The sequence below is a fragment of the Microbulbifer maximicatervae (SeqCode) genome, from assembly GCF_052467825.1.
The window spans coordinates 978,177-993,864 of the sequence record NZ_CP174327.1 but is presented as its reverse complement, the minus strand read 5'-3'; the positions used below and the strand labels follow the sequence as shown (position 1 = coordinate 993,864).

General features: G+C 49.1%; 18 protein-coding genes and 1 other RNA gene. 9 read left to right on the top strand and 10 right to left on the bottom strand.

The genetic code is table 11. The features are described from left to right. Window positions 1–23: 23 nt before the first annotated feature. The 4 genes from ACJJII_RS04400 to ACJJII_RS04385 all read right to left on the bottom strand — a co-directional run bounded on the left by ACJJII_RS04400 (window position 24) and on the right by ACJJII_RS04385 (window position 1,468). Window positions 24–602, bottom strand: coding sequence for a 5-formyltetrahydrofolate cyclo-ligase (locus ACJJII_RS04400; RefSeq protein WP_444915310.1), 579 nt, complete (start codon window positions 600–602; stop codon window positions 24–26). A 28-nt stretch (window positions 603–630) separates the two neighbouring features. Then, window positions 631–811: non-coding RNA, 6S RNA (ssrS, locus tag ACJJII_RS04395), on the bottom strand. 85 nt (window positions 812–896) lie between these two features. Next, entirely contained in the window at window positions 897–1,226 is a 330-nt protein-coding gene (locus ACJJII_RS04390; protein ID WP_444918432.1) for a cell division protein ZapA, read from the bottom strand. Continuing rightward, window positions 1,226–1,468, bottom strand: a complete 243-nt coding sequence (locus tag ACJJII_RS04385; RefSeq protein ID WP_444918431.1) for a TIGR02449 family protein — start codon at window positions 1,466–1,468, stop codon at window positions 1,226–1,228. Before ACJJII_RS04385 ends, ACJJII_RS04390 begins: the two co-directional genes overlap by 1 nt. A 169-nt stretch (window positions 1,469–1,637) precedes the next feature. On the opposite strand from ACJJII_RS04385, the gene ACJJII_RS04380 reads away from it, so the two are divergent. From ACJJII_RS04380 to gcvH, 8 genes are all read left to right on the top strand, one after another. Beyond that, on the top strand, window positions 1,638–2,192 hold the full coding sequence (locus ACJJII_RS04380) for a UPF0149 family protein (RefSeq protein ID WP_413663604.1): 555 nt from the start codon (window positions 1,638–1,640) through the stop codon (window positions 2,190–2,192). Further along, window positions 2,192–3,544 (top strand): aminopeptidase P N-terminal domain-containing protein, encoded by a 1,353-nt coding sequence (locus tag ACJJII_RS04375; RefSeq protein ID WP_444918430.1) that lies wholly within the window; start codon window positions 2,192–2,194, stop codon window positions 3,542–3,544. Before ACJJII_RS04380 ends, ACJJII_RS04375 begins: the two co-directional genes overlap by 1 nt. A gap of 64 nt (window positions 3,545–3,608) precedes the next feature. Further along, the gene (locus ACJJII_RS04370; RefSeq protein ID WP_444918429.1) at window positions 3,609–4,847 is read left to right on the top strand and encodes an FAD-dependent monooxygenase; all 1,239 of its coding nucleotides are present in this window, start codon (window positions 3,609–3,611) and stop codon (window positions 4,845–4,847) included. Window positions 4,848–4,897: 50 nt separating this feature from the next. Then, window positions 4,898–6,136 (top strand): UbiH/UbiF/VisC/COQ6 family ubiquinone biosynthesis hydroxylase, encoded by a 1,239-nt coding sequence (locus ACJJII_RS04365; RefSeq protein ID WP_444918428.1) that lies wholly within the window; start codon window positions 4,898–4,900, stop codon window positions 6,134–6,136. A gap of 149 nt (window positions 6,137–6,285) precedes the next feature. Then, window positions 6,286–7,227, top strand: a complete 942-nt coding sequence (locus tag ACJJII_RS04360) for a rhomboid family intramembrane serine protease (protein WP_444918427.1) — start codon at window positions 6,286–6,288, stop codon at window positions 7,225–7,227. A gap of 5 nt (window positions 7,228–7,232) precedes the next feature. Beyond that, entirely contained in the window at window positions 7,233–8,348 is a 1,116-nt protein-coding gene (locus tag ACJJII_RS04355) for a CNNM domain-containing protein (protein ID WP_444907019.1), read from the top strand. Between the two features lie 269 nt (window positions 8,349–8,617). Continuing rightward, on the top strand, window positions 8,618–9,706 hold the full coding sequence (gene gcvT, locus ACJJII_RS04350; RefSeq protein ID WP_413663598.1) for a glycine cleavage system aminomethyltransferase GcvT: 1,089 nt from the start codon (window positions 8,618–8,620) through the stop codon (window positions 9,704–9,706). 66 nt (window positions 9,707–9,772) lie between these two features. Further along, window positions 9,773–10,159, top strand: coding sequence for a glycine cleavage system protein GcvH (gene gcvH / locus ACJJII_RS04345; protein ID WP_282930945.1), 387 nt, complete (start codon window positions 9,773–9,775; stop codon window positions 10,157–10,159). A gap of 92 nt (window positions 10,160–10,251) precedes the next feature. Here the strand turns inward: gcvH and ACJJII_RS04340 are convergent, their stop codons facing one another. The 6 genes from ACJJII_RS04340 to ACJJII_RS04315 all read right to left on the bottom strand — a co-directional run bounded on the left by ACJJII_RS04340 (window position 10,252) and on the right by ACJJII_RS04315 (window position 14,313). Then, entirely contained in the window at window positions 10,252–10,911 is a 660-nt protein-coding gene (locus ACJJII_RS04340) for a hypothetical protein (RefSeq protein WP_444918426.1), read from the bottom strand. A gap of 242 nt (window positions 10,912–11,153) precedes the next feature. Next, window positions 11,154–11,918, bottom strand: coding sequence for a tRNA(His) guanylyltransferase Thg1 family protein (locus ACJJII_RS04335; protein WP_444918425.1), 765 nt, complete (start codon window positions 11,916–11,918; stop codon window positions 11,154–11,156). Then, window positions 11,905–12,354, bottom strand: coding sequence for an AAA family ATPase (locus tag ACJJII_RS04330; RefSeq protein WP_444918424.1), 450 nt, complete (start codon window positions 12,352–12,354; stop codon window positions 11,905–11,907). Before ACJJII_RS04330 ends, ACJJII_RS04335 begins: the two co-directional genes overlap by 14 nt. Before the next feature lie 56 nt (window positions 12,355–12,410). After that, a complete protein-coding gene (locus tag ACJJII_RS04325) occupies window positions 12,411–13,364 on the bottom strand; it encodes an alpha/beta hydrolase (RefSeq protein WP_444918423.1) in 954 nt (317 codons plus the stop codon). A 230-nt stretch (window positions 13,365–13,594) separates the two neighbouring features. Continuing rightward, window positions 13,595–13,867: a hypothetical protein gene (locus ACJJII_RS04320; RefSeq protein ID WP_444918422.1), complete on the bottom strand. Its 273-nt coding sequence runs from the start codon at window positions 13,865–13,867 to the stop codon at window positions 13,595–13,597. A 2-nt stretch (window positions 13,868–13,869) separates the two neighbouring features. After that, a complete protein-coding gene (locus ACJJII_RS04315; protein ID WP_444918421.1) occupies window positions 13,870–14,313 on the bottom strand; it encodes a hypothetical protein in 444 nt (147 codons plus the stop codon). Between the two features lie 1,097 nt (window positions 14,314–15,410). On the opposite strand from ACJJII_RS04315, the gene csrA reads away from it, so the two are divergent. Further along, window positions 15,411–15,599, top strand: coding sequence for a carbon storage regulator CsrA (csrA, locus tag ACJJII_RS04310; protein WP_444907032.1), 189 nt, complete (start codon window positions 15,411–15,413; stop codon window positions 15,597–15,599). The last annotated feature ends 89 nt before the right edge of the window (window positions 15,600–15,688 follow it).

Genomic DNA, 15,688 nt, shown 5'->3' with positions numbered 1-15,688 from the left:
TTTTGTGCTCCACTACCCACTTTTTAGCGGCAGCGGTAAATCCTTTGCTCTGTAACCACCATATCCAGTGGAATATCCCAATTGTCTGTGGGCAGGTTATCCACACATTGTAGATGGTGCGCCGCGCCGATAAGTTGTGGTCCAGTGCCTGGTAATAACTGTTTGCGCTCAAAAGTCCGATCGTAGAAACCGGCCCCCATACCCAAGCGCGCTCCGCTGGGGTCGAAGGCGACCAGAGGAACCAAAACAAGATCCAGGAGCTTGGGTGCGCGGTAAGTTGTGCGCACAGGCTCCGGAATGCGATAGCGATTGCGAAAAGCCAGGGGTTCGCCTTGCCAACGCCTGAACCGGAGGTGGGGGTGTGGTTCTGCCGGTAGCTGTGGCAAATAAAAATGTTTTTGTGGAAAACGTTGCAGCAGGTAGCGGACATCCAGCTCGCCATCAGTCGGCCAATAGATACCGACATGCACTGCTCGATTCATTTGTGGGATACGGCTCAGGAGAGTGATGGCTGCACGGCCATGCAAACGCTGTTGATAGGCGCTGAGTTCCCGTCGCCCCGCGCGCATACGGCGGCGCAGTTGCGTTTTGGTTTCAGTCATTGTGGGAAGAGAAGAGCGTGAAGAAATAGGGTACCCCGAGTGTGCGGCTGTAGACGGAGCCTTGAACCGTAAGGTTCAAGGTGGTGGGATCCGGAGTACATAAGGCTTTCCGCTACAAGGCGGACTTGCTCACCAGCACCCGCTGGAAACCACCGGGGTAAGATTATCGGCTCAAGGACATAGTCTGCTGGCCAACACCCCAGGGTATGAACCAATTATAACTTGTAGAGCGGGGGGCTGTTAACCAGAAATTTAAATGAAGTGACCGGTAGCAGAAAGTGGCTTCTTGTCACCTTACTCCTGAATTTTTTCTTCCGAGTCTATTTCGCCCAATGCACTTTGCACCTTATCAGTAAGTCGCTCCAACATTTCCTCTTGCAGAGGAATGGAGCTGAGCTCAGCTTTCGCCTGGATAAGCTCGTGGGCAATATTAAGCGCTGCCATTACGGCGATACGCTCTAAGCCGATGACAGTACCTGTTGCGCGGATACGGGACATGCGTTCGTGTAGCAGGTGTGCCGAAGCCTGTAGTCCGGCGCGCTCGCTTTCCGCGCAGGCGACACGGTACTCTTTATCGAGAATAGAAACAGTTACAGTTTCGGAGGGTGATGCGGTTTCAGACATCAGGTATCTTGCGTTAGCCCCTTAAGACGGTTAATCATAGCTTCTACCCGCGAGCGGGCGGCCTCGTTATTTTTTATCAGGCGCTGGCGTTCACGCAGCCAGTCGGCTTCCTGCCGGCGTAATTCACGATTGTCATCCGCCAATTGTTGACAGCGGGCAATGAGTGAATCCACGGTGCTTTCTAGCGCTTGCAGCTTATCCATATTTCCTGCATTTGAGGTCGACGTCTGAGTTCGCAACACGACAGACTGCGAGGGATTCCGCTACTATATTGCCGGCGTATTGGTGGGTCAATCGCTGCACCTGCGCGGACAATCACAAAATTGTCTCTTAATGCCTCAAATTCCCGGTTTGGCACCAGTGTGACGGCCGGATTGAAAAGCCTAATTTACAAAAAGCTGTACGGTAACCATGACTTCTGAAGCTAGCCGATTTGAACTCCTCGCCAACGCCATTCTCTCAGCTGGGGGGCAGGCTGACCCCAGTGAATTGCACGGTTTTATCTGTGGCATTTTGGCGGCGGGCGAGCGACCGGACAAACAGCGTTGGCAGAATGAGCTGGCCGGATTGCTCGATGTGGAGGCGGTGCCGGCAGATCTCAATCGGGATTTTTTCCAGCTGACTGAGGAAAGTCACAAGCAGCTCGACGGCTCTAACTTCGATTTTCAGTTGGTGCTGTGCGATGACGAAGATGTTGTCTCCCGCGCTCTGGCGCTGGGTCATTGGTGCGATGGATTCCTGCACGGCTTTGGTGTCGGCGGGGCCCGGGAAAAATTGATGCCCACCAGTGACGAAGCTTTAAAAGATATTAGTGCCATCGCCCAATTGGATGCCGAACATGTTGAAGAAGGTGAGGAGACTGAGCTGCAACTGGTGGAACTTCAGGAATACGTACGCGTAGCCGTACTCAATATATTTACTGAGGTAAAGGGTAAGGACTCCAATAGCGAGCCCACCATTCACTGATGTCTAAGACCCCGAAAACCACAGCGGGAATCAGTCGATCTGAGTACGCCCGCCGACGCAACCGCCTGATGGCAGAATTGCCCGCAGGTAGTTTGGCAATCGTGTCATCTGCTGGGGAGCAACTGCGTTCCCGGGATACTTTTTTTCCGTTTCGCCAGGACAGTGATTTTTTGTATCTCACTGGGTTTGATGAACCGGAAGCGCTGCTGGTTTTGGTGCCGGGACGAACACAGGGAGAAACCCTGTTGTTCTGTCGCGAGCGCGATGCGGAAAAAGAAAAGTGGGATGGCCCGCGCCTGGGGCCGGAGCGCGCGATGCAGCAGTGCGGCTTGAACGATGCATTTCCCATCGGTGATCTCGATGATATTTTGCCGGGGCTGCTAGAAGGGCGCGAGCTGCTCTATTTCCCCATGGGCCGCTACGCCCATTTGGATAAGCGAATCCGCAATTACCTGGAGCGGATTACCGCAGCGCCGGATACCGGGGGTGCACCGGAAATGGTCGACCTCGATTACCAGTTGCGGGAAATGCGACTGATTAAGTCGGCCCAGGAAATTCGCTTAATGGAGCAGGCGGCCAAAATCAGCGCCGAGGCACACAGCCGGGCTATGACCCGATGCCAGCCGGGCCTTTACGAATACCAGCTGGAGGCTGCTCTCCTGCATACCTTTGTCGACTCCGGAGCTCGGGAAACAGCCTATCCCACTATCGTAGGGGGTGGCGGCAATGCGTTGGTGATGCACTATTGCAGTAATAATGCCCAGTTGCGCGATGGGGACTTGGTGCTGGTGGATGCGGGCTGTGAGTACCGTGGTTATGTGGCCGATATTACTCGCACCTATCCGGTTAATGGTTCATTTAGCGGACCGCAGCGCGCACTTTATGAGATCGTTTTGGCGGCACAGCAAGCGGCGATTGAACAGGTTTCAGTGGGCAATCACTGGGACCATCCCCACGCTGCCAGTGTTGAGATAATCACTCAGGGGTTGGTCGATTTAGGACTGTTGCGAGGCGACACCCAGGGGTTGATAGAGTCTGGCGCTTATCGGCAGTTTTATATGCACCGGGTTGGCCATTGGCTGGGCATGGATGTGCACGATGTGGGTGATTATCGCATTCATGGAGCCTGGCGCCAGCTGGAAGCCGGAATGGTAATGACGGTCGAACCCGGAATTTATGTCCCGGAGGACGATGAGAGTATTCCCGCAGAATTTCGCGGGATCGGGATTCGAATCGAAGATGATGTCGCACTTACCAATAGAGGGCCTCAGATCCTCTCAGCAGCGGCTCCAAAAGCGATTGAAGATATTGAATACACCATGCTTCATGGACGGGACTTACTGACCCGTTAGAAGTGATTGTTGGATTGTTCGGCCAATAATATTTCAATGCCGAATAATCAAAGGGGGAATTGGGATGGGTGAGTCGGCGCGTAAAGTAGATGTGGCCATTGTCGGTGGCGGTATGGCGGGAGCCAGCCTGGCATTAATGTTGTCACATTTTTGTCCTCAACTCAGTGTGGCGCTCCTGGAGCAGAGAGCACTGCCGGATGCCGCTGCCAGTATTCAGTTGCCGAGTTTCGACACGCGAGCCACAGCCATTGCCGCAGGCAGCTTGCAGTTGTTTGCGGAGCTTGGACTCTGGCCTGCTCTGCAAGCCTATAGCGCCCCGATTGATCGTATTCATGTGAGTGACCGGGGGCATGCATTTGGCGCCTCCCTCTCGACCCGTGAGGGACAGGGAGTCAACTTTGAGGGCATTCTGGGCACAGTGATAGAAAATGCAGCGCTGGGCCCGATTCTCCACAGTGCACTGACTAGCACTTCCACCCAATTATTAGCGCCGGCGCAGGTTACTGACATTACCATGACCTCTGCGGGCGCAAACCTGTTGTGGCGATCCGAGGATAATTCCCCCGATCAGGCACTGTCCTGCGGATTGGTGGTCGTTGCCGATGGGGTGAACTCTCCCCTTTGCCGCCAGCTGGGAATAGAAATCAGCTCGGTTAAGTACTCTCAGAGAGCGCTGGTCGCTACGGTCGCTCTGCAACAGCCTCACCAAGGTGTGGCTTACGAGCGCTTCACCCGAATGGGGCCCATGGCACTTTTACCGCTGCCAGATAGAGAAGGGCAGCACCGCGCGGCACTAGTGTGGGCTTGCGAGGAAGCAGAGGCTGAGCGTGTCGGTGTAATGCCTGAGGCTGAACGCCTGAAAAAACTCCAGCAGGTATTTGGCTGGCGTGCCGGACGTTTTATTAAGGTTGGAGCCGTTCAGGGGTATCCACTGAGTTTATCGATCGCCCAGGAACAGTGGCGCCGGAATGTGGTGTTGATGGGCAATTGCGCCCACTTTCTGCACCCAGTAGCAGGGCAGGGTTTTAACCTGACTCTGCGGGACTGTTATGGATTGGCACAAGCGCTGTCGACAGTGACGTCGGATACATTGCCAGAGCGGCTCGATTTCTTGCAGCAATACGGAGAGATGCGCCAGCTGGACCAGCAATTGACGATTGGATTCAGTGACCGTATTCCTACACTGTTTTCCTCTTCCGGCTGGCTGAAGCAGGGAATTCGTCAGTTGGGAATGCTCGGCCTTACAATGGTCCCGCCGCTGCGCCGGGAATTTGTCAGTCAAGCGGCGGGATTTGGGCTTTAAAAGGTGCAGGGTCGGGGACGGCTACTGCCACTTCAGCGGAATTGGCTTTTATGAACAGACATCGTTTGGATTTTGCCATTGTGGGTGCAGGCATGGTGGGCATGGCCCAGGCAGCGCTGCTGGCAGTTCGGCACCCGGGCATGCGTCTGGCCTTGCTGGAGGCGTCCCCGGAAACAACGCTGCAATTGTCACCGCAGTATGAACCCCGCGTGGTGGCCCTGACACAGGCCTCCCGCGAGCTGCTCGAAGAGGTGGGAGCCTGGGATGATATTGCCAGCCGCCGCGCCTGCCCCTATGTGGAAATGCGGGTTTGGGATGCAGATGGAACCGGCTCAGTAAGCTTTAACAGCCGTGATGTGCAGCTGCCGAATCTCGGTCATATCGTCGAGAATAATGTCATTGTCGCCGCGTTAAGAGCACGGCTGGAAACCCTACCCAACGTGGAGTTGGTCAATGGTTTTCGCCTGGAGAGCTGGTGGCGCGACTGCGGACTCTGGCATTTACAGCCTCGCGGTGAAGATCGCTTAAATGAAGAGGATGGCCTCCGTGAGCAACCTGAGATAGTGCGCACCCGCCTGTTAATCGGTGCCGATGGCGCCCGCTCTAAAGTGCGGGACTTACTGCATATCCGCTCCCAGGATACCGATTACCATCAAACTGCGTTGGTGTGTGTCGCGCGCAGTGAGAAATCTCACCGTCACACCGCTTGGCAGCGTTTTTTACAAACGGGTCCACTGGCATTTTTACCTCTCGCGGGGTTGGGGGATGACAATCACTGCGCCGTGGTTTGGTCTGCGGATGAAGAGCTGGCGCAAGAGCTATTGATGCTGGATGACCAGGCCTTTGCCCTGAACCTGGAAAAAGCCTTTGAGAGCCGTTTGGGCAAAGTGGAATCCGTCAGTGAGCGCTTTTCCTTCCCCCTGCGCGCGCGCCATGCGGAACGTTATCGCGGCCCTGGCGCTGTATTGGTGGGAGACGCCGCCCACAGTATCCACCCCCTCGCGGGCCAGGGTGTAAATCTTGGGCTGCAGGATGTGCGGGTGCTGGCAGATGAAATTGACCGCGCTATGGCGCGCGGCCTGGAGCCCTCTCACTCTTCAGTGTTGGCCCGCTACGAACGCCGCCGTCGCGGCGACAATGCCGCCACTATGAAAGCGATGAGCGCCTTTAAGTCTTTGTTCGGCGCTGGCGATGTGCACTGGCGCTGGCTGCGTAACACTGGGTTGAGCATGGTAGATGCCAGCCCCATGTTAAAGAAGCGGATTATTATGCGGGCTATGGCGGTTTAAATTTGCTATTCCCGCAAAAATGGATCGGGAGAAAGTGCTCAGTGGGGGTGTCAGAGAAGTTGCTGGTGTTTACCTATCTACTAAGTGGCTTTTCCCTGAGGCAGAGGGGAATTAAAAGCCTTGCTGTCGGTAAAAAAGGTTAATTTCAATTGAGTCACTGGATTACTGTTTACTCATTTCCTATATCAAAGGATCTTAGCGCGCTTTTTCGCTTAATACAGCGTTACCAATTGCCATTGAGAATTGCTGAGGAAGAAAATCAGCAGGCGTTGCTGACGACAGATTCAGGTATAGCTGAATTGCTGAAGCCGCTTTTGCAAGATTGGGAGCGGGGATTAGTTAATCTGGACAGAGTTCAGCTAACAAAGGCAGAACCAGAGGCCGGCGACCATTTACCGGGTGAAGAGAGACGAGCACCAAAAGAGAAAGCACCTGTAAGCCCCTCATTTTTACCGACTTTCCCAATGGATAAAACACCGATTAGTTTACTGCTAATCGGCCTGTGTTTTTTTGGTTGGTTTTTACATTCCAATAATCTGTCTGCCCCGCTTTTAATATATCCAGATACCAGTGGTGGCCCACTTTTCTCACAGTCGTCTTTAATGTGGCACTTGGAGAGAGGGGAGTTTTGGCGATTGTGGACCCCTGCAATCATCAACTTGTCTTTTCAGCATGCCCTGTTCAATGCCCTGGCTATCTGGATACTTGGGCGTCCACTGGAAGCACGCGGAGGGCCATTTATTTATAGCCTTCTGGTGTTGCTCGGCGGGATTGCAGCTAATTTATCCCAATATGCCTGGAAGCCCGAGGTGATATTCGCTGGAATGTCGGGTGTTGTATACACGCTGGTCGGATTTGCTGTGGTGATGCAGCGTTGGCAACCGGCATGGAGAGATATACCCCCGGGTATTATTACCCTGGCGATTGTGTGGATGATATTGTGCGTTCTTGGAGTGATTACCTATTTTACTGGGATCGGCATCGCCAATGCTGCGCATTTAGGAGGCTTTTTTGCCGGTTTTTTGATTGCGCTGGTTTACTGCGTTGCTGGTGGTGCGCGAAAATTTAACTCTTATCCCGCTTCAACCTGAATTATATGATTTTACTGATAACCTACGTTTTTATTGCCCTTGGCTTTTCTTTCCTGTGCTCGATAGCAGAGTCAGTTATTCTCAGCGTAACTACCCCATACGTGCGCCTGATGGAGCGGGAGGGGCATAAAGCGGGGTCTTTGCTGCGCAAATTAAAATCCGATATTAATGCCCCCCTGGCCGCTATCCTCACCCTGAATACCGTCGCGCACACAGCGGGTGCTGCAGGTGCCGGTGCCCAGGCAGCAGCGGTTTTTGGCAATGAGTACCTGGGTATCGCCTCAGCGATCCTGACCCTGTTGATCCTGGTTTTTTCTGAAATTATTCCCAAGACACTGGGAGCCGTGTACTGGCGCCAATTGGCCCCAAGCACCGCTTATGTATTGCGCGGCCTGGTCTGGTTACTCCACCCGTTTGTAAAAATGTCCGAGTGGTTGACCAAAGGCCTGTCCCATGGCCCAACCCTTACGGGCTTTAGCCGCGATGAGTTTGCCATTATGGCGGAAATTGGCGAGGCGGAAGGGCAGTTAGAGCAGCGGGAGTCCAGCATCCTGCGCAACCTGTTCTTCACCCTGCGGGACCACTCCGTGCGCGAGGTGATGACTCCCCGCACAGTGGTCTTCTCCCTGCCGCAGGACATTACTGTGGAAGAGGCCTACGAGGATGCAGAGAAAGGGCGTTTTTCCCGTATCCCGGTCTATGAAAATCGCGACCCGGATTGTGTGGTGGGTTTTGTATTGCGACAGGAGCTATTGCTGGCCTACGCCAAAGGTGAGCACCAGAAAACTCTGGCGGATTATCGCCGTGAAATGTTGATCCTGCCGGAAACAGCGACTATCTACCAAGCGTTCCAGAAAATGCTGTCCCGCCGCGTGCAGATTAGTGCGGTTATGGATGAATATGGCAGTCTCGAGGGCTTGGTGACCCTGGAGGATCTGCTGGAGACCCTGCTCGGGGAAGAAATTGTCGACGAGGCAGATAAAACACCCGACCGCCAGGAGCTGGCTAAGCGTTTGTGGCGCTGGAGATCGAAGAAGTACGGCCTCAAAGTCGACGAATCCGCAAACACAGAAGAGAACGCGGAAGAGGCTGGTCAAGGGCGCGATCGGGGCAGCGACTGATTAAGAGTCCCTCTGATTAAAAAATGATCATTTCTGCACTAGCCCAACACAGTGGGGGTTGGGTGTTGCCCGATTCCCAAACACGGGCGAATGCAGGATAGAGCGCCAGCGGAATCTTTGACGGCCTCTGTGAACCTGGACAGGTTTTACTACCAATGCCTGCTAGGCTTGCAGAGCATATATATTGCCGCGCCTGCCCCGCTGGCAAGGCCGGTACCCAAGCCGCTAGAATACGCCGCTTCGGAACCTGACGGACTGAGATTTTAAAAATGGGAAATAGAACTCCTCTGTATGACACGCATGTCGCTATGGGCGGCAAAATGGTGGATTTCGGTGGATGGGACATGCCGCTGCACTACGGTTCGCAGCTGGATGAGCACAACAAGGTGCGCACCGATGCGGGGATGTTCGATGTCTCCCATATGACCGTGGTTGACGTAGATGGCGCCCAGGCCCGCGACTACCTGCGCTACCTGCTGGCCAATGATGTTGCCAAGCTGGATGGCAACCCGGGTAAGGCCCTTTACACCGGCATGCTCAATGACAAAGGCGGTGTGATTGACGACCTGATCGTCTACCTGCGCGATCCCGGCTACCGAGTGGTTGTTAACTGTGCAACTCGCGAGAAAGATCTGGCGTGGATGCGCAAGCAGGCAGAGTCCTTCGATGTGACCCTGACAGAGTGCCCGGATGTAGCGATGGTCGCTATCCAGGGCCCCAATGCCATCGAGAAAACCAAAGAGGTTTTGGGCATTGATTGGACTTCCGCGATTGATGCACTAAAAGTTTTCCAAAGCGTTGCCCGGGGTGGCTGGTTCGTAGCGCGCACCGGTTACACCGGTGAAGATGGCCTGGAAATTATGTTGCCGGGTGAAGACGCCAGTGGTTTCTGGCGCGCCCTGGCCGAAGCGGGCGTTTCCCCTTGTGGACTGGGTGCACGCGACACCCTGCGCCTGGAAGCGGGTATGAACCTGTACGGGCATGAGATGGACGATGAGACCTCTCCGCTGGTTGCCAACATGGCCTGGACGGTTGCCTGGGCACCGGAGAGCCGCAACTTTATCGGCCGTGGTGTTCTGGAGCAGGAAAAAGCCGATGGCGTTAAGCACAAGCTTGTAGGCCTGGTGCTTGAAGAGCGCGGTGTATTGCGCGCAGGTCAACCGGTAGTGGTAGACGATAGTGATGACCGGGGTATCATTACCAGCGGCACTTTCTCCCCCACACTGGGTTACTCTATCGCCTTGGCGCGAGTTCCGGTGAGTGTTGGTGATACCGCACAGGTGGAAATCCGCAAGAAACTGCAGCCAGTCAAGGTGGTTAAGCCCTGCTTCGTACGCAACGGCAAGTCAGTTATTTAAGCGTCGCCCAGAGGTGTACGCGTCACTAAGACAATAAACTTAGATGCTTAATCAAGGGATAACAGCATGAGCGAAATCCGCAATGAATTGAAATACCTCTCCAGCCACGAGTGGGCACGCCTGGAAGAGGACGGCACTGTAACCATCGGCATCAGCGATCACGCTCAAGATGCCCTGGGTGATGTGGTTTACGTTGAGACTCCAGAAGTGGGCACCAACCTGGCTGCTGGTGACGAGGCAGGTGTAGTTGAATCCGTTAAAGCTGCCAGCGATATCTACTCCCCGGTTTCCGGTGAAGTAGTTGCTGTCAATGAAGCTCTGGAAGAAGCTCCGGAAACTGTAAACTCCTCTCCTTACGACGATGGCTGGTTCTTCCGCATCAAGCCCTCCGACGTGAGCGAGCTGGACAATATGCTGGATGCAGACACATATCGTTCAGAGTCTGAAGACTAATAGAGCGAATGTGCTGAAAAGCATATTAAAAAAAGGCTGTGGGTAATCCCCACAGCCTTTTTTGTTTTATAAGCGCCTAAATCAATTTCCGCTTATTGATCAAACGATACTGCGTTGCGAACTTCCTCATCATTCACAATCTGATCTAGCTGAGCTTTATAGGCCCGCAAGATATTGTTTTGTGGAGATTCACTAGCCTGCTCGTCAACGACATCCCTTTCAGCAATATTCTTGGCAAGTAACTTCCCTTCTTCCAGGCTGTATACGAGGATGTCGGTATTCGTGTCGAAGTTGAATGCTGAAACCCAGTTCAAGTTAACACTGAAATACCACTCATTAAGCACAAGACTAATCATTTTTTCGGTGTTATTTTCTTCCATCAAGGCTTTGATGGCTTCATCACTCGGCACTTCATCTAAATCTACTGCTGTGGTATTCCAGCCCGTTTCATTCAAGCCGTGAGTCAATCGGCTTTGTAGAAACTGAGCAAGATTCTTTTCTTTATCTCCCGGCTCTGTAGCTAACACCTGATTAACATGCCAATCAACCGGGATACCAAATGAAACGTGGGCTTTACCTATAAAGTTCTTATCTTTCCCTTCTTGAACACGTTTGCGCTGATCAATAACAGAAATTAAAACAGGCTCTTTAGTTGTGTACTCTGCTTTTGCGGACTGCTCCTGTAACGGAATAGGTGAAACACAGGCAGTGATCATTGTAGCTAGTGCGAGAAGCGCTATCTTTTTTAGCACGATTTCATTCCTTGTTTTATATGCGTTGGTTCATCATTGCGCACAAACTTCTAGTGAGTTTTAAATAAATGGGCGCCTTTATAGTGTATCACTCGGGCTAATTAATCGTTTAGATTTGTTTTTAACTAATTTGGTACAATAGAGCCAACTTTATTGGTTTTAAGAAAAGAAACTTGAGTGCTTTCATCTTCTAAAAGTAGCTATAACCAGAAAGGCCGCATTGCGGCCTAAGTTCACACTTACTATATGATTTCAGGAACAAAACCACCAATAAAATCACTGTATTGGTTCTTCATCGGAAGATTGAGGTCAACTTTCAGTCGATTGCGACTTGCTTTAACTGCCTCACCGGTAATGGGATTAAGTGCGTCTTTTTCGTAAGGCTCCCAATAGATTCCCACTCCTCTTTTTTGCCAATTCGGTAGATCGTTGAAGTTGATTCCCTTTTGGAAAAGGAATTCATTTTTATGAACTACTGACATTTTTGTAAATGTAGCAGCAGACTCTTCGGGAGATAAGCCTTCCTTGCGTAGGCTCCAGTAGCAGTGGGCATTCAGAGCGTTCCTGTGAGCATCCTCATTCCTCCAACGGAAATAATCGATGACAAGCTGCCGATGGGGTAGCTGGCAAATACGGCAATCAAAAGCCCCAATGTCGCCTAGAAGTAAACTAAATTTTGCACTCGCCTCTCCTGCGAAGACTGAATTTAGTTTTCGCTCCTTCCTCTCGAAAGTATTCTCATTCAAATCAAGAAGTAGTGATATTTCATCGCTTTGTGTATATCCATAAAGAACCTTAAATCCACATTGCATCAAGTGCTTAACGGTTTCGACCATCATATCTCGAAATTTGGAGTCATAAGGTGCTTCAAAACTGTGTTTATCCTTAGTTAGTGTTGTAAAACAACGACCATCAATTCGAGCAACGATATATATACCAGGTAAAACACTGTGATCATGCGCGGTTTCATATACACGCATTTTCTTATCTAACTCATTGAACTTCATCTTTCCACTCTTCTACTGTGAAATCCCCGTTTTTCATTGATACATAATATAACTTGTCAAAGCCTTCTGTATATTCTGGTAGTTCCAGCTTGTTGTATGTCCCTTTTAGCCCAACGTCTGGTATTCGCTCTTTGCCCTTTCTGGAGGCATTTCTTTGAATACACTCAGTCAAGTTTGATGAAAAATAATACCCAATAACTTCAAAACGGTGCTCTTTAAGGCCATTAATATACTTTTCCCGCTCTGCTTTCGTTGGGTTTGTGTTGTCAATCACAACTGGCTGCTTAGATTCCAAGCAAGCATTGAAAAGAATATTCTCTCTATGCCGTGTTCTAAGCATATCCATGTTCAGGCGGAGATGGCTTTTATAAAAATTACTAAGATAAAAAGAGGATTTTCCGCTGGCTTGTAAGCCAATGAATATAACACCATTCATGGTTCGTCGCTCCGTTTAATAGATGATTAAATGCTAAGCCGGTTATGCTGAAATCGTCATCTTGATAGCTTGCCAAACCAGTGAACCAACTCCCGACTTTCATTGTCACCAATTATTGACATACTTGGGTGGTTTCGGTCGTCAACTTTTACAATTGAAACACTATTCGATGCTAGATTGCTATAGCTTCTGTGTGGAGCAATAGGATCTGAAGATGATGCAAAAATAATTATAGGTACACTAGAGGATCCAATAATTGGTTTAATGTCCGTCTGCTCAGGAGTGATATCAGCTCTAACTAAACTATCTAATGCTCCTTGCTTGATGCTTTCCTCTGAAAAAAGCAATGTCATACTCGGAAAGTTAGCTTTAGTATAATTTAAAACTGCGTCATCAAATCGAAGCATTGGAGCTTGTAGAATTATTCCATCAATGTCATTTCTTAAAGTAGAAATGTGCATTGCAGTTGTGCCACCCATAGAGTTACCAACAATATACAGGGGTCTATTTGCATATTTGTTGATGATATCGTTGACTATTTTACTATCACCAACACCGTATTCTTTATCCTCATCAGACTCACCATGCCCTAATAAGTCAGGGACTATAACTCTAAAACCTAACATCCTGAAGTACAGAGCCGAGTTCAGCATAAACTCTTTAGATGCCCTAAAACCGTGTATAAGAACAACTGTTCCTGAATGTAATTCAGGTAGTGAGTTTTTTGAAATATCTAAACTGACAGTACTTTCCGCACCGCTAAATGATTCTAGAGAAACTGTATAGCGAAGTTTCTTGTTTTCAAGTGGCTCCCCTAGAAGGTAGTTTGTGCATACTTTATGCTCTGTAGAGCAATACCTGTTGTTTTTAAAGCCATAATTTTCAATAGTATCGAAAGAAACAATCTCTTTAAAATCAAAGCTATTAGATCGCTCAATATATTCTGTAACTACTGTGGAGCAGCCAATAGCTATGCTGCTCACAAATACTAATACCAATTTCTTAATCATAATCTCTAATGGTATAGGGAAAGATAATGCTTTTACCTTTTACACTTGATGCCAAAGCTCAATAGATTGTGTGGTTGGGCCGTCTCCCCACCTTATTGTGATATTACCCCTACCGAGAACAGATGGAGTATTAATAAAGATAACCACTTTATCAGATTGTGCTGTGCACGCGCTTTCACCACAACTTATAATTAAAGCGGTACATGCTATAAGAACTAGAAATTTAAGTTTTACAAATTTACGTAACAATTAAGTTTGGACCCTATTGCTAATAAAAATACATCTATTGACAAATTCTCAGTGCCGGTTGAACTAGTATCTAAGACACTATTTACACTTACTTCTGATTTTTCAAAATTAAATACAAGGTCATAAACATTTCCATTAAACTCTCTAAAAGCTATCGATGGGTTAAGCTTGGCTTCTTCAACAGTCGCTTCAATACGCCCAATCAAGCGCTCGGAGAGTTCTTCACGAATAAAGTTTTCTAGTAATACACCCATTGTTAGGCCTTTCCGCTAATTAGGTTCCACCTCTGTATTAAACCAAGCGAATAGGTTAAGCCGAGAATTAAACATATGCCAGAGCTGGTTAGCCAGAAAGTTAGCGAATTATCTGGGAAGGCTGGCATTATAAAATAAAAACCCAGCGCACGAGCTAAAAATATCGTTGAGATTAGTATTAGGCCAAGCCGAACTAGCGGTAACCTAACAATTAAACCCGCTCCAGAAAAAGCATAGCTAGCCCAAAGCAGTAGAACGGCTGAAATTACGCTAGTTACAATAGTTGGGTAGGGATGGCCACTTTCAGCTAGTTGAGCCATATGTTCACCGGCACCGAGAAACCGATACCAATCACCACCAAATACTATACACCCAATATGAACTAAAGCAGACAATACAGTAAGTATCCCTGCTATCTGCAAATAGTTAATTCTCTGACTGACCATTTACTCTCCTTGGCTGGTCTATTCGTATAATCGAAAGTGGAGGAAATCATATCATTTATCAGCATGCCCAGAGAATGGAAAACGACTCAAATCAGAGAAAGATGCCCACTAATATAATAACCAGTATCGATTGAAGAATATTCCAGTGGCCATATCACGTGTACAGTATATTCGCCTTGAGCCTTCTTTTAGAAAAAAATCTTTATAAATCAATGAGTTGTAATACTTGCTGCAATATTTGTAATATCAGAATGTATCATAAGTAGTGCCCAGCCAAAATATACGGCTTGAGAAGAGTAATTAATGAGTTTTCAGGGACATTGAACTTTTAAATAGGTACGATCATGCAGGATATCTCTCCTAAATTACTGGCTGAAAATCACAGTGCGAATACCAATGGGTAAGTCACATAAAACCCACGGCAATATATCCAATACTTAGAAGATACTTAGCCTTTCTCTTTTGAAATGAGGAGTACGTTTACGTATTTATTTTTGATTGTCTTGTGCCTTGAGGTTATAACGTAAAGGCCATTAAAGATTGCCAATCTAATTGGCCATTTTCTACATACTTCGATATTTTCCAAGGCGGTAACTTACAAAAAATAGGCACAAAAATGATCTTATTGAAATTTATTAAGTTTGTTTCAGTGTCAAATCTGCGTAAAATCGATAGATATTTATTGGTATTTTGGTCGTAAATGAGGCGCTTTTTGAAGGCCTATGACCAAAGAGATTCAATAGAGCAAGATTTTTCTAAAAGAACCACTCTCTAAAAGGAGAACGGTAGCGTGACGTAAGAGTAAGTAAAAGGCGCTGACCCAAGGTGCGGGAACACCAGGGGCCAGCTAACCAAATTGATAACTAGACTATCAAAATGGCTATATGGATCATACGCTAGAAACCCGCTCGTCTTCAATAAAGTGGAGTACATCCAGCGGCTTGGAGAGACTTTCCAAGCTCTGGGAGCGTTGCGTCCGCCTTTTCTTCTTCTATGCCTATCGTTCTCGCGCTCCCCCTGCATTCTTCAACAGATTAGTTTCTCAGCCGTCCATCAATAAAAGTCTACCCATGGCTTGAATATCAGAGAATAGAATTATGTTGATCTTAAAGCGCAGAACTGGTGAAAACCTAAGGATCGGAGCCAATGTCTCAATCACAGTATTGGAAGTTAAGGGAAATCAGGTAAAGATAGGAATACAAGCTCCCAGATCACTTCCAGTTCACCGTGAAGAAATTTACAAACGTGTCCAGAAGAGAAGGGTGCAGGGGAATAGAAACTGTTGAGAGCTTGGTCCTAATTGTGGAGCATCCAAAGCATCGGCATCAAAACCTTAGCAGAACCGCGGTCTTGGTGCCAGGTGCCGTTGCTAGTT